The 20650-nt window shown below is 71.6% G+C and carries 17 protein-coding genes and 1 riboswitch; of the genes, 10 read left to right on the top strand and 7 right to left on the bottom strand.

Going from position 1 to position 20650, the window contains the following annotated elements; all coding sequences use genetic code 11:
• Nucleotides 1-22 precede the first annotated feature (22 nt).
• From ABTY56_RS23770 to ABTY56_RS23760, 3 genes are all read left to right on the top strand, one after another.
• On the top strand, nt 23-1243 hold the full coding sequence (locus ABTY56_RS23770) for a L,D-transpeptidase (RefSeq protein WP_350631011.1): 1221 nt from the start codon (nt 23-25) through the stop codon (nt 1241-1243).
• Nucleotides 1244-1382: 139 nt separating this feature from the next.
• Complete coding sequence (locus ABTY56_RS23765; RefSeq protein ID WP_350631010.1) at nt 1383-1928, top strand: ATP-binding protein; 546 nt, start codon at nt 1383-1385, stop codon at nt 1926-1928.
• A gap of 654 nt (nt 1929-2582) precedes the next feature.
• Nucleotides 2583-3458 (top strand): DMT family transporter, encoded by an 876-nt coding sequence (locus tag ABTY56_RS23760; protein ID WP_350631008.1) that lies wholly within the window; start codon nt 2583-2585, stop codon nt 3456-3458.
• 62 nt (nt 3459-3520) lie between these two features.
• Here ABTY56_RS23760 and ABTY56_RS23755 read toward each other — a convergent pair whose 3' ends face one another.
• From ABTY56_RS23755 to gcvT, 7 genes are all read right to left on the bottom strand, one after another.
• Nucleotides 3521-4423 (bottom strand): serine/threonine kinase C-terminal domain-containing protein, encoded by a 903-nt coding sequence (locus tag ABTY56_RS23755; protein ID WP_350631006.1) that lies wholly within the window; start codon nt 4421-4423, stop codon nt 3521-3523.
• Between the two features lie 31 nt (nt 4424-4454).
• Nucleotides 4455-4994 carry a hypothetical protein gene (locus ABTY56_RS23750; protein ID WP_350631005.1) on the bottom strand — a complete coding sequence of 180 codons (540 nt, stop codon included), beginning with the start codon at nt 4992-4994 and terminating at the stop codon, nt 4455-4457.
• Between the two features lie 43 nt (nt 4995-5037).
• Nucleotides 5038-6882, bottom strand: coding sequence for an AbeC-like domain-containing protein (locus ABTY56_RS23745; protein ID WP_350631003.1), 1845 nt, complete (start codon nt 6880-6882; stop codon nt 5038-5040).
• 192 nt (nt 6883-7074) lie between these two features.
• The gene (locus ABTY56_RS23740) at nt 7075-8442 is read right to left on the bottom strand and encodes an L-serine ammonia-lyase (protein WP_350631001.1); all 1368 of its coding nucleotides are present in this window, start codon (nt 8440-8442) and stop codon (nt 7075-7077) included.
• 215 nt (nt 8443-8657) lie between these two features.
• Entirely contained in the window at nt 8658-9938 is a 1281-nt protein-coding gene (gene glyA, locus ABTY56_RS23735) for a serine hydroxymethyltransferase (RefSeq protein WP_350630999.1), read from the bottom strand.
• A gap of 83 nt (nt 9939-10021) precedes the next feature.
• Entirely contained in the window at nt 10022-10396 is a 375-nt protein-coding gene (gene gcvH / locus ABTY56_RS23730; protein ID WP_350630998.1) for a glycine cleavage system protein GcvH, read from the bottom strand.
• A 99-nt stretch (nt 10397-10495) separates the two neighbouring features.
• On the bottom strand, nt 10496-11617 hold the full coding sequence (gene gcvT / locus ABTY56_RS23725; protein ID WP_350630997.1) for a glycine cleavage system aminomethyltransferase GcvT: 1122 nt from the start codon (nt 11615-11617) through the stop codon (nt 10496-10498).
• A 230-nt stretch (nt 11618-11847) separates the two neighbouring features.
• Nucleotides 11848-11955: riboswitch (glycine riboswitch) on the bottom strand.
• A gap of 255 nt (nt 11956-12210) precedes the next feature.
• On the opposite strand from gcvT, the gene ABTY56_RS23720 reads away from it, so the two are divergent.
• From ABTY56_RS23720 to ABTY56_RS23690, 7 genes are all read left to right on the top strand, one after another.
• Nucleotides 12211-13014 (top strand): enhanced serine sensitivity protein SseB C-terminal domain-containing protein, encoded by an 804-nt coding sequence (locus tag ABTY56_RS23720; RefSeq protein WP_350630996.1) that lies wholly within the window; start codon nt 12211-12213, stop codon nt 13012-13014.
• Between the two features lie 117 nt (nt 13015-13131).
• Nucleotides 13132-14070: an enhanced serine sensitivity protein SseB C-terminal domain-containing protein gene (locus ABTY56_RS23715; protein WP_350630995.1), complete on the top strand. Its 939-nt coding sequence runs from the start codon at nt 13132-13134 to the stop codon at nt 14068-14070.
• Between the two features lie 465 nt (nt 14071-14535).
• Nucleotides 14536-15525 (top strand): ABC transporter permease, encoded by a 990-nt coding sequence (locus ABTY56_RS23710; RefSeq protein WP_350630993.1) that lies wholly within the window; start codon nt 14536-14538, stop codon nt 15523-15525.
• 68 nt (nt 15526-15593) lie between these two features.
• Nucleotides 15594-17357 (top strand): ABC transporter substrate-binding protein, encoded by a 1764-nt coding sequence (locus ABTY56_RS23705; protein WP_350630991.1) that lies wholly within the window; start codon nt 15594-15596, stop codon nt 17355-17357.
• A gap of 98 nt (nt 17358-17455) precedes the next feature.
• The gene (locus ABTY56_RS23700; RefSeq protein ID WP_350630990.1) at nt 17456-18466 is read left to right on the top strand and encodes an ABC transporter permease; all 1011 of its coding nucleotides are present in this window, start codon (nt 17456-17458) and stop codon (nt 18464-18466) included.
• Nucleotides 18463-19533, top strand: coding sequence for an ABC transporter ATP-binding protein (locus tag ABTY56_RS23695; RefSeq protein ID WP_350630988.1), 1071 nt, complete (start codon nt 18463-18465; stop codon nt 19531-19533). The genes ABTY56_RS23700 and ABTY56_RS23695 overlap by 4 nt, the downstream gene beginning before the upstream one ends.
• A gap of 34 nt (nt 19534-19567) precedes the next feature.
• On the top strand, nt 19568-20650 hold the full coding sequence (locus tag ABTY56_RS23690) for an ABC transporter ATP-binding protein (protein ID WP_350630986.1): 1083 nt from the start codon (nt 19568-19570) through the stop codon (nt 20648-20650).

Below are 20650 nucleotides of genomic sequence, written 5' to 3'. Positions count from 1 at the left end.
GATGCAGAGGGAGGGAATCGACGTGAGGTCGATACGCAGAGTGGTGGCCGTCGGCCTGGTCGGCGGGGCGATGACGCTGACGGCCGCCTGTGGCGGTGGCGGCGGTGGCGGCAGCGCGGCCAAGGCCGACCTGGGGGCCGGCGCGGCCGCCTCCACGCCCGCGGCGGCGCCCACCAGCGCGGTGCCGAAGGTCTCGAAGGCCGCGGTGAGCATCGAGCCCAAGGCCGGTTCGGTGGACGTGGCGCCGAACGCGCTCAAGGTCGGTGTGACGGGCGGCAAGCTCACCACCGTCAAGGTGAGCGACAAGGCCGGCAAGGAGGTCCCCGGCACCATCTCCGCAGACGGCGCCTCCTGGGTCCCGTCCGCCGCCCTGGCGGTGGGCACCGCCTACCAGGTCAGCGCGATGGCGGCGGACGCCGACGGCGCGGTCGCCACGGCCGACAGCGGCTTCACCACGCTGACCCCGACCGCCCTCGCCAAGGCCTCGGACAACGTGGACAACGACGCCACGTACGGCGTCGGCATGATCGTCTCGGTGGACTTCAGCAAGGACGTCAAGAACAAGGACGAGGTCGCGAAGGGCATCACCTTCGAGACCAGCAACGGCACCGTGGTCAAGGGCCACTGGTTCGGCGACCGCCGGCTGGACTTCCGCCCGGAGCAGTACTGGGTCCCCGGCACCAAGGTGGTCGTGCACTACCGGCTGAAGAGCGTGGAGATCGCCCCCGGGGTGTACGGCGGGGACCGGGACGAGCCCTTCACGATCGGGCGATCGCAGATCTCGACGGTTGACGCCGCCGCGCACAAGATGACGGTCGTCAGCGCCGGCCAGAGCTCCGACATCGACATCACCTCGGGCTCGGACGACCACCCGACCTGGAACGGCACCATGGTCATCATGTCCAAGGAGGGCACGGTGCGGATGCAGTCCAGCACCCTGCCCGGGATGACCGGAGCCCCCTACGACCTCCAGGTGCCGCACTCGATGCGGCTGACCACCAGCGGCACCTACGTGCACGGCAACTGGTGGGCCAAGAACAGCATCTTCGGCGGGGACAACGTCAGCCACGGCTGTGTCGGGCTCAAGGACGCCGAGGGCGGCAGCGACTCCAGCTCGATGGGCAAGTTCTACGCGGGCTCGCTCGTCGGTGACGTGGTGGTCGTCAAGAACTCCATCAAGAAGGAGACGCTCGACCCGTCGAACGGGCTGAGCGGCTGGAACCTTCAGTGGGGCTCCTGGTAGGAGGGCTCGGGGGTCAACTCGGGCTTGACGGACGTCGACCCGGGTGACCCCCTTCTTGCATCCGGCATATGCCGACTCGGGGGAGATCGTTTGCTCATTGTCCGTACGCGGCTGCTTGCGTTCCGCAATGATGGTCCGCATGGCGGGTTGGGGCGAAACAGATCAGTCATCAGTTCCCGGGGCCGGCGCGGTCGCCGAGGCGTCCTGGATCGACGTCCAGGGAGCGCTCTCGGCGCTGGAGCGGCTCAGCTCCGAGGAGCTGGAGGAGATGTATTCCGGCAGGCTGTGCGATCAGTCCTCGCCGAGCGAGGTGCGGCTGCCGTCCCGGCCGGAGTCGGGCCCGGTGGCCCGTCGGCTGGTGCTGTCCGTCCTGGAGTCCTGGGAGCTCCACCAGCACCTGGAGGCGGGTGAGTTACTCACCAGCGAGCTGGTCGCCAACGCGGTGCGGCACGCGGCCGGGCGCACCATCGGCCTGCACGTCAGCCGCAAGCCGGGCTGGCTGCGGGTCGAGGTCCGCGACTCCTCCCGGGCGATGCCCTGCATGATCCTCGCCGAGCCCAAGCCGGTGAACGAGCGCGGGCGGGGCCTGAAGATCGTCGACGACCTCGCCGACCGCTGGGGCGCGGACCTCCTGCCGCGGGGCAAGGGGGTCTGGTTCGAGCTCAAGGTGCGTGAGCGGCACTGAGCGGTGCGGGCCGTCCGGCCCGGAAAACACGCGGGGCCCCCGGTGTCGCCGTGGTCCGGCGGGTGGGGGCCCCTGCAAGTCATCGCGTCGGCCAAGGGGGTGCGTGTCGCGCGATGGGCGTCGGCAGTGCCAGGTCGGGCCCGCCGAAGTATGCCTTGACTATCGCACGGATCTCAGCATGCGGGCAAACTGAGCGACTGGGAATCCAAGGTTTGTAACCTAGTTCACCTTTGGATATTGCATAGGTTCACGCCGATGCCTGTGAATATTCATGATCGTGAAATTCCATGATGCCGATCGGGGCTGCCTGGGTAGCATCGGGCCCGTGGACCTCTACTGGCGCGTCGTGCTGCCACCCCTCAGCGCCTGACCGGGCGCGCGTCGGTGGCCTGAATCCCCGGACCCCTGGTTCGGCCCGCTGGGGCCGCCGCGGGGCGGTGACGTGCGCCCGTTCTCGAAACCAGTTCTCCTGACGGTCTTCGACGACGGAAGTTCACGACTGTGCCGAATCGTTTGTCCGAGCGTGCGCGCTCGACCCGTTCGATCCGTTCCTCCCGTTTCTCCCGGTCCTCCGGGGCCTCCCGTTCTTCCGGTTCCTCCGGGGCCGGGTCCTCGCGCCCGACCCGCTCGGCCCCTGCAGCCCGCCGTGGCGGCGTGTTCGGCGGGCCGGCGCCGATCCTCGCGGCCGCGCTGCTGTGGGGCACCACCGGGACCGCCAGTTCGCTGGTGCCGACGGGCGCCCCGGCGGCCGGCGTCGGAGCCGCCGCCCTGGTGCTCGGCGGACTGCTGCTGTTCCTGTCCGACCGCTCCGCCCGGGAGCTGCCCCGGGCCTGCGGGCCGCGCGAGCGGTGGCTGCTCGCGGCCGGTGCGGTCGCGGTGACGGGGTATCCGCTCACCTTCTACCCGGCGGTGACCCGGACCGGGGTGGCGGTGGCCACGGTGATCGCGCTGGGCAGCGCGCCCGTGTTCACCGGGCTGCTCGGCTGGCTCGCCCGGCAGGGGCGGCCGAGCGGGCGCTGGGCCGCGGCCACCGCGCTGGCCGTGCTCGGCTGCGCGGTGCTGGTGCTCGGTCCCGAACTCGCCGGGCACGGCGCCGCGGTGGACGTCCTCGGGGTGCTGCTGGCGGCGCTCTCCGGGCTCTCCTACGCCGTGTACTCCCTGATCGGCGGGCGGCTGATCGCGGCCGGCCGGCCGTCGGCCGGGGTGATGGGGGCGATGTTCGGCGGGGCGGCACTGCTGGTGCTGCCGGTGGTGGCGCTCGGGCCGGTGGGCTGGCTGCTCACGGTGCGGGGCGCGGGCGTCGTGCTGCACCTCGCCGTGATCACCACCTTCCTCGCGTACCGGCTGTTCGGCCACGGCCTGCGGCACGCCACCGCGCAGACCGCCACGACGCTGACCCTCGCCGAGCCCGCCGTCGCCGCCGTCCTGGGCGTGGCGGCGCTGGGGGAGCGGCTGCCCGCCGTCTCCTGGTGCGGGCTCGCGGTGCTGGCCGGCGGGTTGGCGTTCCTCGCGTTCCCGGCCCGCCGGTAGCCGCCCCGCGTGGGAAGTCGGCCCGGCCGACTTCCCACGCGGGTGGAGCGGCGCGGCGCGCGTCAGCCGGCGCCCGCCGGGCACTGGGCGGTGAAGCAGAAGCCGGTGAGTTCCGCCTCCCGGAGGCCCTGGATCAGGGTGGGCCAGTCGCCCTCGGGGCCGGCCACGATGACGGCGTAGGCGACGCCGTTCGGGCCGACGATGACGCGGTCGACCGCTCGCCGGGCGGTGCCGGTCTTGAGGTTGTTGTAGGCGTACTCCAGCTCGGCCGCGCCGTCGGCGGTCCGCTCCAGGCGGATGCGGCGGTAACCCGGGTACGTATTCGGGTCGCCCGCCAGGGTGGATTCGGTCCCGGCTGCCTCCTCGTAGGGGGACTTGTCGCCCATCGCGAAGACCTGGATCAGGCTGTGCTCGTCCGCGGTCTGGTAGAAGGTGGAGTTGTTCTTCTCGACCCGCTGCCACCCGTCCGGGACGAGGAGGGTGAAGCCGTTCGGGTCCTGGACCCGGTTGAGGTGCAGCCCGGTGGGGGTCGGCGTGGGCGTCGGGGTGGTGGCCGTGGGGGAGGGCGACTCCGTGGCCGTGGGGGTCGGGGTGGACGGCGTGCCGGAAGCGGAGCCGGGGGCCGTGGCCGTCGGTGTGCCCGGCAGGGTCGCCGCACCGGTCGGCTTGCCCCCGTCGTGGTGCCGCGTCAGCAGGTAGCCGCCGCCGCCCGCGAGCGCCCCGAGGAGTGCTCCGGCGAGGGCGACCAGCAGCACCCGCCGCTTCCCGGTGACCGGCGGGCGCTGCGGGCGAGGGGCGCGCGGTGTCGTGATCAGCGGCGGCTCGCCCGGCGGCGGTGGTGGCGGGAAAGGCGGGTACGACGGCGGCTGCGACGGAGGGGGCGGCGGAGGCGGCGCGGCCGCGCCGCCCGCCGGTGGCCGGCTCACCCACTGCTGGCTGTTCTTGTCCCAGTACATGCCCGTCATTCCCGTTCCCCCCGTCGTCCCCGGTCCCCGCTCAGTGCAGGAACTGCTCGATCGCCTGCACGACTGCCAGCGCCGAGGCGAGTCCGGACACTACCGTGGTCGAGCTCCGCAGGAGGTCGCGGAGCCGTTCCAGCCGGGTGCGCGGGGCGGTGCCGGTCTGTTCGAGGGCCGTGCCGACGGCCGCCAGCTCCTGTTCCACCTCGGCCACGCCGTTGCCCTCGACCCGGGTGAACATCGGCAAGTGTCCCCTCAACTCGTCGATGGCCGCGAGCAGTTCACGGCCGGAAGCGCCGAGGCGAACCGAGGCGTCGACGGCCGTCGCGTCCTTCCCGGCGGCGACGGCCCCGCCCGCCATCACGCCGATCGACACTCCGCCGTTCGCCGGGGCGGGCACTGCCGGACCGTTCACGTCCGGCAGCGGGTCGGGCGCCCCGGCCCGCTGCGACCGGTCCTCCGCGCGGGCTCCGGGGCCCGCGGCGACGGCCCCGCCGGTCATCGCACCGATCGACACCCCGCCGCTCGCCCGGGGCGTGTTCTCCTCGTCCTGCCGCACGCTCTGCTCCTCGCTCATTCCCGCACCCATCTCCCCGGCTCCGCGCCGGAATCCGTGCCCGCTACGAAGGCCTGCTGCCGGACGGTGGTGTCTCCTGAGCGCCCGACTGTGCCGTGCCGCCGTTGGTGGCGACGGCGCCGCCGCTCATCGAACCGATGTGGATGCCGCCCTGCATCACCTGGATCACGTTCTGCTCGAAGCGGTCGGTCTCGTACCCGGCCTGCTCCAGCGCGACCCGCAGGCCGCCGGTGATCCGCTCCTCGATCGACTTCAAGTACCGTCTGACGTCCAGCTCCTGGAAGATCGAGACGGTCGACGAGGTGGCGGCCTCGCGCAGCGAGACGACCGGTCGGGCGGCCACCGTCAGCAGGTCGTCGTCGCCGACCGGTCCGCCCGCCGCCCGGCCGCCACCGGGGCGCAGCAGTGAGCGGAGCGCGGCCGGTCCGGCGGTGAACGCGGACATCGCCGGACCGCGGCGTCCGGGCCGTGTGCCCTGCTGGGCCACCGCCTCCGCCAGCAGTTCGTAGTCGCGACGGACCGGCCCGAGCACGTGCGGGACGACCTCCACCATCAGCAGGTTCCCCTGGGTGTGGACCCGCAACTGCACGGTCAGCACCAGCTGTTCGTCCCAGGCGCCGACCCGGACCCGCAGGAAGTGCCGGCGCCGTTCGCCGCCCTCGTCCACCGCCTCGGCGATGTGCTCGGCGATGTGCCCGGGCTCACGTTCGACGTCGCCGCGCGCCGGGCCGTACGGGAGGTAGACGACGTGGTCGATCTGCAGGTCCTTCAGCCGGTCCAGGCTGGTCTCGGCGGCAGTCTGCCGCAGGGCGGCCAGGCGCGGGATGACCAGATCGAGGACGGCCCGGGCCGTGAGGCTGCCGTCGTCGACCACTGGACCGGTCTCGCGGCGCTTCAGCTCCAGGGTGAACGACCAGGCCTTGAACGGGAATCCGGCGCCGAGGAAGGGGTCGGCCGGGTCGTAGACGATGAGTTGCGAGTACTGCTCGGCGGCGATCGCCCGGCCCAGCGCCTGGTAGTGCGGCCGGGCGGGCAGCCGGCGCGGATGCTTCGGGAACGTCTCGCGGGTCAGCTCCTTCCGGAGGACCTGGGCGACCTTGAGGCGGTGCCCGCCCACCGTTGCCGCGAGCGCCAGCGGGAACAGCACGCCCTCCCAGGCCCCGTCCTTCAGGGCGAGCAGCGCCAGGGTCCAGTAGAGGATCTGCGCGATCACGGCGACGGCGGAGAGGAGCCCCCCGGCCGCGCGCCGGACGTCCGACGTGCGGGAGCCGTCGGGCGCGGTGGGGGCGGCGGGGGCGGCGGGGGCGTACAGCGCGTACTCCCGGACGTCCGCCGGCTTGGCGTACCAGGACAGCAGGCCGACCAGGGCGTACAGGACCGGGAAGGTCGCCGTGAACGGCGGCATGAAGTGGGCGAGCGCGCCGAACACGGTGTCGGCCGCCGACTCCCCGCCGTACGGATCCCCCTGGTACCCGCTGAGCAGCCCCTCCCCGTACGCCTTCCAGTACTCGCCGGACGGCGGGTGCCGGAGCAGCGGCCGGTACACGGAGAAGAAGAAGCCGAGCCAGACCGCCACGAGCACGGCGCCGGTGCGGACCTCCAGGGCCCGGGCCCGCAGGGCGTGCGCCAGGACGGTGATCAGGTCGAAGCCCAGGGACGGCGGGACGGAGCGCTCGTCGTGGTCGACCAGCTCGGTGATGACGCGCCGCCGGTAGTCCGGGTCGAGGTAGACCCCGGCGCAGAGCAGCCGGGTGGCCTCGGACGTCGCGTACGGCGACTCCGGCGGCGGTGGCTGTGACGGCGGCTGCGACAACGGCGGTGGCCCGCCGGGCACTTCGGGCGGTACGGGCGGCTCGGCGGGCCGCACCGGCCCGGGCTGGAAGGTCATCCGCCTCCCCCTCCGGCGTGAACCAACTGGCCGCGATTATGGACCTGCTGACGGACCGTCGGCCAGTAAAAATGCGAAAGCCCCCGGGCGGAGGGGAGCTCCGCCCGGGGGCCGGGGCGCGCCGGACCGGCGCACGGTCACGGTGCGATCGGGGCCCGATCGGTTTCCGATCGGGCCCCGGTCAGTGCCCGATCAGCACTCGATGACGTTCACGGCGAGGCCGCCGCGCGAGGTCTCCTTGTACTTGATCTTCATGTCGGCGCCGGTTTCCTTCATCGTCTTGATCGCCTTGTCGAGCGAGACGTGGTGCCGGCCGTCGCCGCGCAGCGCCATCCGGGCGGCGGTGACGGCCTTGACCGACGCCATGCCGTTGCGCTCGATGCAGGGGATCTGGACCAGGCCGCCGACCGGGTCGCAGGTGAGGCCGAGGTTGTGCTCGATGCCGATCTCGGCGGCGTTCTCGACCTGCTCGGGGGTGCCGCCGAGGACCTCGGCGAGGCCGCCCGCGGCCATCGAGCAGGCGGAGCCGACCTCGCCCTGGCAGCCGACCTCGGCGCCGGAGATGGAGGCGTTCTCCTTGAACAGCATGCCGATGGCGCCGGCCGCGAGCAGGAAGCGGACGATGCCGTCCTCGTCGGCGCCCGGGATGAAGTTCAGGTAGTAGTGCAGGACGGCCGGGATGATCCCCGCCGCGCCGTTGGTCGGCGCGGTGACCACCCGGCGGCCGGAGGCGTTCTCCTCGTTGACCGCCATCGCGTAGAGGGTCACCCACTCCATCGCGTTGGCCGGCCCGATCCCCTCGGCGCGCATCGCCCGCGCCGCCGCGGCGGCCCGGCGGCGGACCTTGAGGCCGCCCGGCAGGATGCCCTCGCGGCTCATGCCGGCCCGCACGCACTCCTGCATCACGGCCCAGATCTCCAGCAGCCCGGTGCGGATCTCCTCCTCGCTGCGCCAGGCCTTCTCGTTCTCCAGCATCAGGCCGGAGATGGACAGCCCGGTCTCGCGGGTGAGCCGCAGCAGCTCCTCGCCGGTGCGGAAGGGGTAGCGCAGCGCGGTGTCGTCGGGTTTGACCCGGTCGGCGCCGATGGCGTCCTCGTCGACGACGAAGCCGCCGCCGACCGAGTAGTAGGTCTTCTCCAGCAGCGTCGAGCCGTCGGCCGCGTACGCCCAGAGGGTCATGCCGTTGGCGTGGTACGGCAGCGACCGGCGGCGGTGCAGCACGAGCTGGCTGTCGGGGTCGAAGTCGATGGCGTGCTCGCCGAGCAGGTTGATCCGCTTCTCGGCGGTGATCCGCTCGACGTCCTTGTCGGCCTGGTCGACGTCGACGGTGCGGGGCGAGTTGTTCTCCAGGCCGAGCAGGACGGCCTTCGGGGTGCCGTGGCCGTGGCCGGTGGCACCGAGCGAGCCGTACAGCTCGGCGCGCACACCCGTCACCTGGGCCAACAGGCCTTCGGACCGCAGTCGGCGGGCGAACATCCGGGCGGCGCGCATCGGACCCACGGTGTGGGAGCTCGACGGGCCGATGCCGATGGAGAAGAGGTCGAAGACACTGATGGCCACGGAGGACGTCCTTGTCTGGTTCGTGGAAGGACTTGCGGGCGGGGCGTGGGGGGCTTGCTTGCTTCTGCTGGGCGGGCGGGGGCTGACACGTGACGGGGCACCGCGCGCACTGTCCAGTGTGCGCGGTGCCCCGGGGTCCCATGTCCACCGGCGGGGTGAGGCCGGTCACTCGGGCCCTGTCCACCGGCCGGTCGTCCACTCCCGGCCGGCGGTGACTACTCCTGGTTGGCCAGGGTCGGGTACAGCGGGTACTTCTCGGCCAGCACGGTGACGCGGGCCTTCAGCGTGGCGGCGACGGTCTCGTCGAAGGCGGGCTTGAGCGCCTCGGCGATGATGTCGGCGACCTCGCGGAAGTCCTCGGCCCGGAAGCCGCGGGTGGCCAGGGCCGGGGTGCCGATGCGCAGGCCGGAGGTGACCATCGGCGGGCGGGGGTCGTTCGGGATCGCGTTGCGGTTGACGGTGATGCCGACCTCGTGCAGGCGGTCCTCGGCCTGCTGGCCGTCGAGCTGGCTGTTGCGCAGGTCGACCAGGACCAGGTGGACGTCGGTGCCGCCGGACAGGACGGACGCGCCGGCCTCGGCGACGTCGGCCTGCAGCAGGCGCTCGGCCAGGATGCGCGCACCCTCCAGGGTGCGCTCCTGGCGCTCCTTGAACTCCTCCGAGGCCGCGACCTTGAAGGCGACCGCCTTGCCGGCGATCACGTGCTCCAGCGGGCCGCCCTGCTGGCCGGGGAAGACCGCGGAGTTGATCTTCTTGGCGTACTCGGCCTTGGACAGGATGACGCCGCCGCGCGGGCCGCCCAGGGTCTTGTGGGTGGTGGTGGTGACCACGTCCGCGTAGGGCACCGGGTTCGGGTGCAGGCCCGCGGCCACCAGGCCGGCGAAGTGCGCCATGTCCACCATGAGCAGCGCGCCGACCTCGTCGGCGACCCGGCGGAACTCGGCGAAGTCCAGCTGGCGCGGGTAGGCGGACCAGCCCGCGATGATCAGCTTCGGCTGGTGCTCCTTGGCGAGGCGCTCGACCTCGGCCATGTCGACCTGGCCGGTCTTCTCGTCGACGTGGTACGCGGCCACGTTGTAGAGCTTGCCGGAGAAGTTGATCTTCATGCCGTGGGTCAGGTGCCCACCGTGGGCCAGGCTCAGGCCCAGGATGGTGTCGCCCGGCTGGATCAGCGCGAACATCGCGGCGGCGTTGGCCTGGGCGCCGGAGTGCGGCTGCACGTTGGCGTGCTCGGCGCCGAACAGGGCCTTGATGCGGTCGATCGCGATCTGCTCGACCACGTCGACGTGCTCGCAGCCGCCGTAGTAGCGGCGGCCGGGGTAGCCCTCGGCGTACTTGTTGGTGAGCACCGAGCCCTGGGCCTCCATGACCGCCACCGGGGCGAAGTTCTCGGAGGCGATCATTTCCAGCGTGGTCTGCTGGCGGTGCAGCTCGGCGTCGACCGCGGCGGCGATCTCCGGGTCGAGGGCGTGCAGGGACTGGTTGAGAACCGTCATGGTGTGTTCTTCCCGGTGGAGGAGGAAAGGGGACCGCGGCTGGGGCGGGGCGACCGCCTGCGGCGGCCGCCCCGGTCAGGGTCTCAGCCGCCGATGAGGGCGGTGTACTCGTCCGCGCTGAGCAGCTCGTCGGTGGACTCCACGCGCACCTTGAACAGCCAGCCGCCCTCGAACGGGGCGCTGTTGACCAGGCCGTTGTCGTCCAGGACGTCCTGGTTGACCTCGGTGACCTCGCCGGTCACCGGCGAGTACAGGTCGCTGACCGACTTGGTGGACTCCAGCTCGCCGCAGGTCTCGCCGGCGGTCACGGTGTCGCCGACCTCGGGCAGCTGCACGTAGACGATGTCACCGAGCGCGTCGGCGGCGTGCTTGGTGATGCCGATCGTCGAGACACCGTCCTCGGCGGCGGTCAGCCACTCGTGCTCCTTGGTGTACTGCAGGTGCTGGGGGTTGCTCATGGCGTCATTCTCCAGGATGGGAAGCGGGTACGACGAAGCGGGCCGCCGCGCGGACGGCTTCGACCTGCGTCTATGGGAAAACGGGGGCCCGGACGGGCGTCAGCGGGCGCGCTTGTAGAACGGCAGCGCCACGACCCGGACCGGCTCGTGCTTGCCGCGGACGTCCACCGCGACGGTGCTGCCGGGGGCGGCGTGCGCCGCGTCGACGTAGGCCATCGCGATCGGCTGCCCCAGCGTCGGGGACGGCGCGCCGGAGGTGATCCGGCCGATCGGGGCACCGTCGGCGGAGACCACGGTGTACTCGGCGCGCGGGACGCGCTTGCCCTCGGATACCAGGCCGACCAGCACCCGCGGCGGGTTGGCCTCGGCCTTGGCGGCGGCCTGCTCCAGCGCCTTGCGGCCGACGAAGGCGCCCTCGTTGGTGGTCTTGTCGAAGCGGACGACCCGGCCCAGGCCCGCGTCGAACGGGGTGAGGTCGGTGGACAGCTCGTGCCCGTACAGCGGCATGCCCGCCTCCAGGCGCAGCGTGTCGCGGCAGGACAGGCCGCACGGGACCAGGCCGCGGCCCTCGCCGGCGGCGGTCAGGGCCTGCCAGATCTCCTCGGCGTCGGCCGGGCGGCAGAAGATCTCGAAGCCGTCCTCGCCGGTGTAGCCGGTGCGGGCCAGCTGCACGTCGTGGCCGGCGACCCGGGCCGGGAGGATCGCGTAGTACTTCAGGCCGGGCAGGTCGGCGTCGGTGGTGTCGGCCAGGATGGCGGTCGACTCCGGGCCCTGGACGGCGATCAGCGCGTAGGTGTCGCGGTCGTCGGTGACGACGGCGTCGAAGCCCTTGGCGCGGGCGATCAGCTCGTCGAGGACCAGCTGGGCGTTGGAGGCGTTGGCGACGACCAGGAAGGCGTCCTCGCGCAGGCGGTAGACGATCAGGTCGTCCAGGATGCCGCCGTCCTCGGCGCAGATCATGGTGTAGCGGGCGCGCAGCACGCCCAGCGCGGAGACGAAGCCGACCAGCGCGTGGTCCAGCATCTCGCCGGCCTGCGGGCCGGTGACGGTGATCTCGCCCATGTGGGAGAGGTCGAACAGGCCGGCCTTGGTGCGGACGGCGAGGTGCTCCTCGCGCTCGCTGCCGTAGCGCAGCGGCATGTCCCAGCCGGCGAAGTCGGTCATGGTCGCGCCGAGGGCGCGGTGCAGCGCGTCGAGCGCGGTCAGGCGGAGGGACGACATGGCCAGGAACTCCTCGGTCGGGGCACTCAGGGGTGCACGCGCCGGACCGGACCCGCTCGGGGGCCGACCCTGCGCGCGGGCATGCGGCGGCGTGGGTCTCCCCATCTGTCGTCGAACCTGAGAGCTTCACCGCCCGCCGGCCCGCAGCTGTTTCCAGCTTGGGGGACAGCATGGCGGCTTGCACCGTGGGTGGGCGCGCGACAGGGCCGTGCGCCGCTTTCCAGATGTGCCTAACCCGTGCGGTAGGGGGGCCTGAGAGATTCCGGGGAGGACTTGCTCCTTCGGCGCCGGCTGTGCCACCACGGGGGCGGCACTCCGGGCTCTCCCGCGCGGGTTCGAGCGGCCGGTATGGAGTTGTGGAGCCCGCGGCGCATGCCGTCGGACGCGCACATCATGGCACGTCCCGGACCGGGAAGGGAGGGGGGACCCGGTCACACGGGGAAGAGGGGACCGGGGCGCAAGGGAACAACAGGCCGGGTCGCACGGGGAGACGGCACCCGGTCACCCCGCGTGGTCCCGAACACGGGCCCTAGACTGCTCCGCGTCGGCGCAGCAGAGGGCGGCCGACCGGCAGAGGGCGGAATCGGCGGCGCATGGGATACCCGGTGGAGCAGCAGCAGGGGTGGGGCGGTCCGGAGGGGGCGCCGGCGGGTGGCACGTGGCCGGCCAACGAGCTGGAGCAGGTGCTGACCGCGGCCCTGGGCGACCCGGGCGCGACGCCGCGGGTGATCGAGGTGCTGGCCCGCAGCCAGGTGTGGGTGCCGTTGCCCGCCGGGGCCGACCCGCAGGGGCAGGCGCTGGACCTGCCGATCATCGAGCTGGGCGGCGACCCGTACGTGCCGGTGTTCTCCTCGCAGGAGGTGTTCCTGCAGCAGGCGCCGGGGATGGCCTTCGCGATCGCGCCGGCCTGGGAGTTCGCCCGCGGGCTGCCGCTGGGCGTGGGCATCGCGGTGAACCCGGAGGCGGCGGTGGGCATCCCCGTGCCGCCGCAGGGCGTGGCCGAGCTGCGCCGCGGTCCGCGCGGGGACCGCTGGGAGGGCGCGGAGGATCCGGCGGCGCCGACCGGTGGCCGGGTGGCGCTGCGCGAGCCGGTGCCGGGGGAGGATCCGGAGCACTTCCTGGCCGCCTGCCGGGCGGAACTGTCCGCCCTTCCCGGGGTGTTGACCGCCCGCAGGGCGCTGGCCAGCATCGAGGGCGAGCCGACCGTGATGTTCGTGGGCGTCCAGTTGGATCCGGCGGCCCCGGCCGACCCGGCCGCGGTGAACGACGCGCTCGGCCAAGCGCTGGGAACCGTGCCGCTGCCGGGTGGCGTCCACCTCGTACTGCTCGACCTCGCCGACGACCCGGTGGTCGAGTGGCTGCTCACGCGGGTAATGCCTTTCTACACGCGGGTGTGAGCGGGGTTCGTATCACAGGCACGTCGCCGTGGCGGTGGCCGGTGCCGCGCCATAGGGTGCGTGCAGACGGCCGACGGGCCGGCGGGTTCGAGGAAAGAGGCGCGGCGAGGTGGGCGCATGAGTGCGGGAACGGGAGCGGGCGGGGCGCCGGGGCCCTGGGGCCAGGCCCCGGCCGGGCACCCGGGAGCGGATCCCGGCGTGTTGGAGCACGCCCTGCGCGAGGTCGCGCCGGAGCGCTACGACGCGTACGAGCGACTGCTGCACGCGCTGGCGGACGGCCGGGTCTGGATGCTGCTCTGGCACGGCACGCCGGGCAGTCCGGACGCGCAGTACGGGAACATGGAGATCAGCGGCCACGGCTACGCGCCGGCCGTCACCTCGCCCGAGCAGCTCGCCGCCTCCGGCTGGGCGCGGGCCCACGAGGTCATCACCGGCCGGGAGATCGCCGCCTCGCTGTACCGCACCCGCTGGGGCCTGTGGCTCAACCCGCACGCGCCCGGCGGCGGTGTCGGCGTGCCCTGGGCCGACCTGCGGCGGATCGCCGCGGGCCTGGACCGGCTGCCGGCCGGTCCGCTGAAGCTGAGCGACCCGCAGGTCAACGCCCAGCCGTTCTTCGCCCTGCTGGAGCGGCAGGCCGCTGAGGTGCGCGCGGTGCGGGCGCTGCGCCGGGCCTGGGTGCAGCCGGCGGTGGGGGAGCCGTACCTGGCGATCGGCCTGGACCTGTACGAGAGTTCCCCGCCCGCGGTGGAGGCGGTGCGCGCCCTGATGCAGCGAGCGATCGCGGTGGCCCCGGAGGGGCTCGCGGTGTCCACGGTGGCGATGTCGGACGAGTACGACCCGGTGGCGCTGTGGATGCGCGCCAACTCGCGGCCGTTCTTCGACCGGGAGGCCGGGCGCCCGGCGACCGGTCCGTACCCGCCGGTGCCGCCGCCCGCGTACCCGGGGCCGTCGATGCCGGGGCAGCCGACGCCGGGGTGGGCGTACGGCACGCAGCCGCCCGCGCCGGGCTGGCAGCAGCAGCCCCAGCAGCCGTGGCCGGGCTACCCCGGGCGCTGATTGCCGGAACCGGGCGGCCCTTGCCGAAATCCGTGCCGCGAAGCCGACTTGATTGTCCATCAAGTCGGCTTCGATGCTTTCCGGACGAATTTCCGGATGCGAGGTCCGGTCATCTTGACATGCCTGTTACGGCCATGTGAAGAGGTATATGCCGGCGATCGGGGAGGTGCATGCCTGCAGATCACAGTTGGGCATCTGTCGGTTGTCAGGGCTGGCGCAAGCGAGTTCGCATGGCAGAGAGTTCTGCGCAACGCACCGCGCGTACTGGAACCCCACAAAGGTGATCGCGCACGCCGACCGCTCGTCCACGCGAAGCCCATCCCGCGTGGCGGCAGTGCCCGTGCACGAAGCACTGTCGCGAACACCCCGCTCCTCCTACAGCTTTCGCACGTCCGCAGCCGCACCGCCGAAGCCGGCGACCGGCACCCGTGGGCCGGCCACCGTCGGCGAGGGGACCAACTGACCATGACCGCATCCGTGACCACCGCCGGGAACGAGCCCGAGGCACCTGCCGCCGAGAGCCCGGCCAAGAAGATCGAGGGCCGCTCCCTCGGCCAGATCGCCTGGACGCGCTTCAAGCGCGACAAGGCCGCCGTCATCGGCGGCGTCGTGGTGATCCTGCTGATCCTGCTCGCCGTGCTGGCCAAGCCGATCGAGTCGATGTTCGGGCTCGACCCGGACGCCCTCCACCAGGACCTGCTGGACGCCGACCTCGGCGGTCTGCCGCTCGGCGACTGGGGCGGCATGAGCGGGGACCACCCGCTCGGCATCGACCCGCTGCAGGGCCGGGACCTGCTCACCCGCGTGATCGAGGGCTCCTGGGTCTCCCTGCTGGTCGCCTTCGGCGCGACCGTGCTGTCCAACACCATCGGCACCGTGCTCGGCATCATGGCCGGCTACTACGGCGGCTGGGTGGACACGCTGATCAGCCGGGTCATGGACGTCTTCCTGGCCTTCCCGCTGCTGCTGTTCGCGATCGCGATCTCGACCTCGCTGCAGGGCGGTGCGTTCGGCCTGCACGGCCTGCCGCTGCACATCATGGTGCTGATCTTCGTGATCGGCTTCTTCAACTGGCCCTACATGGGCCGGATCGTGCGCGGACAGACGCTCTCGCTGCGCGAGCGGGAGTTCGTGCACGCGGCCCGCAGCCTCGGCGCCCGCGGCCCGTTCATCCTGTTCAAGGAGCTGCTGCCCAACCTGGTCGGTCCGATCCTGGTCTACTCGACCCTGCTGATCCCGACCAACATCCTCTTCGAGGCCGGGCTGAGCTTCCTCGGCGTCGGCATCCAGCCTCCGCAGGCCTCCTGGGGCGGGATGCTCCAGGACGCGATCCGGTACTACCAGGTGGACCCCCAGTACATGGTGGTCCCCGGTGTGGCGATCTTCATCACCGTGCTCGCCTTCAACCTGCTCGGCGACGGGCTGCGCGACGCCCTCGATCCCAAGAGCAACTGACCCTGAGCAACTGACTGCGCGTCAGGACCCTCCATCTCCTCCACATCCTCAAGGGGTTGATCTCTCCCATGCGTAGGTCCCGTACCGTCGCCCTGACCGCGGCTGCCGCCGCCGCGGTCCTGGTCGTCACCGGCTGCTCCAGTTCGCCGAAGAAGAGCGACGACAACTCGTCCTCCGCCTCGGGCGGCGGCGGAGCCAACGCGGCCACCAAGAACATCGTCAACGCCTCGGACAAGAAGGGCGGGACGGTCACCTACGAGATGAAGGGCACCCCGGACTCGCTCGACCCGGGCAACACGTACTACGCGTACATCTACAACTTCTCGCGCCTGTACGCCCGTCCGCTGACCACCTTCAACCCGGCCGCGGGCGAGGACGGCAACAAGCTCGTCCCGGACCTCGCCGAGTCGATGGGCCAGCCCAGCGCGGACGGCCTGACCTGGACGTACAAGCTGCGCCAGGGCCTGAAGTACGACGACGGCACCCCGATCAGCTCGAAGGACGTCAAGTACGCCGTCGAGCGCTCCAACTTCGCGCCGGACGTGAACTCCAACGGCCCGACCTACTTCCACGACCTGCTGGTCGACAACGACACGCCGTACGCGGGCCCGTACAAGGACAAGGCCGGCGGCCTGAACTCGATCGAGACGCCGGACGACACCACGATCGTCTTCCACCTGAAGCACCCGTTCGCGGACTTCGACTACCTGGTCAGCGCCCCGCAGACCGCGCCGGTCCCGCAGGCCAAGGACACCGGTGCCGACTACGTGAAGCACATCGTGTCCTCGGGCTCCTTCAAGTTCGAGTCCTACGAGGACGGCAAGCAGGCCGTCCTGGTGCCCAACACCAACTGGGACAAGAGCACCGACCCGATCCGGAAGCAGCTGCCGGAGAAGATCGTGCTCAAGATGAACATCGACCAGGCCACCATCGACAAGGACCTGCTGGCCGGCAACGCCCAGGTCGACCTGGTGGGCGGCGGCGTCGACCCGCAGACCCAGGCGCAGATCCTGCAGAACCCGAAGCTGAAGGCCAGCACCGACAACGCCTACGGCGGCCGTCTGGTCTACCTGGCGATCAACTCCAAGGTCGCGCCGTTCGACAACGTCGACTGCCGCAAGGCCGTCCAGTTCGCGATCGACAAGGTCTCGGTGCAGACCGCCGAGGGCGGCCCGATCCGCGGCCAGATCGCCAACACGGTGCTCCCGCCGGACATTCCGGGCCACCAGGACTTCAACCAGTTCGAGACCAAGGACAACAAGGGTGACGAGGCCAAGGCCAAGGACGCCCTGAAGGCCTGCGGCAAGGACAGCATCAACACCGTCATCTCGGCCCGCACCGAGCGCGCCACCGAGGTCGCCGCCGCCACCTCGATCCAGGCCGCGCTGAAGAAGGTCGGCATCAACGCCGAGATCCAGCAGTACCCGCAGGGCAAGTACCTGACCGACAGCGCCGGTGCGCCGCAGTTCACCCAGGACCACAACATCGGTCTGATGATGATGCAGTGGGGCGCCGACTGGCCGACCGGCTACGGCTTCCTGCAGCAGATCGTCGACGGCCGCGCGATCAAGCCCTCCGGCAACAGCAACCTGTCCCAGCTGGACGACCCGGCGGTCAACAAGCTGATCGACGACGCCGCCGTCAACCCGGACAAGGCGGCCCGCGAGAAGATCTACGGCGACATCGACAAGAAGGTCATGGACCAGGCGGTCATCGTCCCGCTGACCTACTTCAAGGTCTTCCTGTACCGCCCGGACAACGCCACCAACCTGGCCTCCACGCCGGCGTTCTCGGGTGAGTACGACTACCTGAACATCGGCACCACCAAGTAAGAGCCTGGCTCCGCATCCCTGAAGGCAGGTGAAGGCAGCGGCGCCCGCCGCCGTCCGGAAGATCCCGGACGGCGGCGGGCCGCCGGAGCCGCCCAACTGTGTTTGCCTACATCATCCGCAGGATCTTCGCGGCGGTGCTACTGCTGCTGGTCGTCAGCGCGGTCACCTTCGCGATCTTCTTCCTGCTCCCGCGCGTCGCAGGCGAGACGGCCGACCAACTGGCCGCCCAGTACATCGGGAAGAACCCCTCACCCGAGGCGATCGCCGCGGTCAAGCAGAACCTCGGCCTCGACCAGCCGCTCTACGCCCAGTACTGGAACTTCCTCAAGGGGCTGGTCAGCGGCGCCGAGTACAAGTTCGGGCCGGAACCGGCCACCTGCCACGTGCCCTGCTTCGGCTACTCCTTCAAGAACCACCTCGAGGTCTGGCCCGAGCTGTCCAAGCGGATCCCGGTCACCATCTCGCTCGCCATCGGCGCGGCCGTGCTCTGGCTGGTCTCCGGCGTCGCCACCGGTGTCGTCTCCGCCCTCAAGCCGCGGTCGATCTTCGACCGGCTCTCCATGGGAGTCGCCCTCGCCGGTGTCTCGCTGCCGGTCTTCTTCACCGGCGCGCTGCTGCTCACGTTGTTCAGCTACGAGTGGCCGATCCTGGACAACCTGCAGTACGTCGACTTCACGGACAACCCGCTGATGTGGGCCCGCAACCTGATCCTCCCCTGGATCTCGCTGGCCTTCCTCTACTCCGCGCTCTACGCCCGGCTCACCCGCGCCGGAATGCTGGAGACGATGAGCGAGGACTACATCCGCACGGCCCGGGCCAAGGGCCTGGTCGAGCGCAAGGTCGTCACCCGGCACGGGCTGCGCGCCGCGCTCACCCCGATCGTCACCATCTTCGGCATGGACCTCGGGCTGCTGCTCGGCGGCGCGCTGATCACCGAGCAGGTCTTCTCGCTCCAGGGCGTCGGCCAGTTCGCCGTCCAGGCGATCTCCGACAACGACCTGCCCAAGATCCTCGGCGTCACCCTGCTCGCCGCCTTCTTCATCGTCGCCTGCAACCTCGTGGTCGACCTCCTGTACGCCCTCGTCGACCCCCGCGTGAGGCTCTCGTGACCGACCTCCAGAAGACCACGGCAGCCGATGCGCAGGCCCCCTCCGGGGACCCCTTCCTGTCCGTGCGTGACCTGCGGATCCACTTCGACACCGACGACGGCCTGGTCCGCTCGGTGGACGGTGTCAGCTTCGACCTGCACAAGGGGCGCACCCTCGGCATCGTCGGCGAGTCCGGCTCCGGGAAGTCCGTCACCTCGCTGGGCATCATGGGCCTGCACCGCTCCAAGCGGGCCCGGATCAGCGGCGAGATCCGGCTGAACGGCGAGGACCTGATCGCGGCCGGCCCGGACCGGGTACGCCAACTGCGCGGCCGCGAACTGGCGATGATCTTCCAGGACCCGCTGACCGCGATGCACCCCTACTACACGGTGGGGCAGCAGATCGTCGAGGCCTACCAGGTGCACCACCCCGAGGCCACCAGGAGGCAGGCCCGGGCCCGCGCGATCGAGATGCTCGACCGCGTCGGCATCCCGCAGCCCGACCGCCGGGTGGACGACTACCCGCACCAGTTCTCCGGCGGCATGCGCCAGCGCGCGATGATCGCCATGGCCCTGGTCAACGACCCCTCGCTGCTGATCGCCGACGAGCCCACCACCGCGCTGGACGTCACCGTCCAGGCGCAGATCCTGGACCTCATCCGCGACCTCCAGGAGGAGTTCGGCTCCGCCGTCATCATCATCACCCACGACCTCGGGGTGGTCGCCGAACTGGCCGACGACATCCTGGTCATGTACGGCGGCAAGTGCATCGAGCGCGGCCCGGCCGAGACCCTCTTCGACGCGCCCGAACACCCCTACACCTGGGGCCTGCTGGGCTCGATGCCGCGCCTGGACCGGGAGCTCCAGGACCGGCTCGTCCCGGTCAAGGGCACCCCGCCCAGCCTGATCAACGTGCCGACGGGCTGCGCCTTCCACCCGCGCTGCCCGTACGCCGCCCTGACCGACGGGCGCTCCACGAGCGAGCTCCCGGTGCTGGCCGAGGCCGCGCCCGGGCACTTCGCGGCCTGCCACCTGCCGGCCGACGAGCGGCACCGCATCTTCGCCGAAGAGATCGCGCCCCGGCTGTGAGCCCGGCCTCGTACCACCTTTCTGGAGAGAACCGATGACGGACACTCAGGCGAGCCAGGCGGCGGCGATCCCGTCGCCGGCACCTGCCTCCGACCGCGAGCCGCTGCTGAAGGTGACCGGCCTGACCCGGCACTTCCCGATCCGCAGCGGGCTGCTGCGGCGCCAGACCGGCGCGGTGCGGGCCGTCGACGGCATCGACTTCACCGTCAACGCCGGCGAGACGCTCGGCGTCGTCGGCGAGTCCGGCTGCGGCAAGTCGACCATGGGCCGACTGGTCACCCGGCTCGACGAACCGACCGGCGGGAAGATCGAGTTCGAGGGCACCGACATCACCCACCTGAGCGTCGGGGCGATGCGGCCGCTCCGCCGCGACATCCAGATGATCTTCCAGGACCCGTACTCCTCGCTGAACCCGCGGCACACCGTCGGCACCATCGTCGGCGCGCCGTTCAAGCTGCAGAACGCGGTGCCGGCGGGCGGGCTCAAGAAGGCCGTCCAGGAACTGCTGGAGCTGTGCGGTCTCAGCCCCGAGCACTACAACCGCTACCCGCACGAGTTCTCCGGCGGCCAGCGCCAGCGCATCGGCATCGCCCGGGCGCTCGCGCTGAAGCCGAAGATGATCATCGCGGACGAGCCGGTCTCGGCGCTGGACGTCTCCATCCAGGCGCAGGTGGTCAACCTGCTGGACGACCTCCAGCAGGAGCTCGGCCTGACCTACCTGATCATCGCGCACGACCTCTCGGTGGTCCGGCACGTCTCGGACCGGGTGGCGGTGATGTACCTCGGCAAGGTCGTGGAGATCGCCGACCGGGACTCGCTCTACCGCACCCCGATGCACCCGTACACCAACGCGCTGATGTCCGCGGTGCCGGTCCCCGACCCGCGCCGCCGCCAGCGCGCCGGGCGCGAGCGGATCCTGCTCACCGGCGACGTCCCCTCCCCGATCAACCCGCCCAGCGGCTGCCGCTTCCGCACCCGCTGCTGGAAGGCCCAGGACGTCTGCATCGTCCAGGAGCCGCCGCTGGTGGCGCTGAAGTCCGGGCACCAGGTGGCGTGCCACTTCCCGGAGAACAGCGAGGGGAACGCCGGGCCGGCACCGGAGGCGGTCTCCACCTGA

The organism is Kitasatospora sp. NPDC097691, from assembly GCF_040302665.1.
In the GTDB taxonomy this organism is placed as follows: domain Bacteria; phylum Actinomycetota; class Actinomycetes; order Streptomycetales; family Streptomycetaceae; genus Kitasatospora.
The sequence above is the reverse complement of the archived record's forward strand: the minus strand, read 5'-3'. Positions and strand labels throughout refer to the sequence as shown.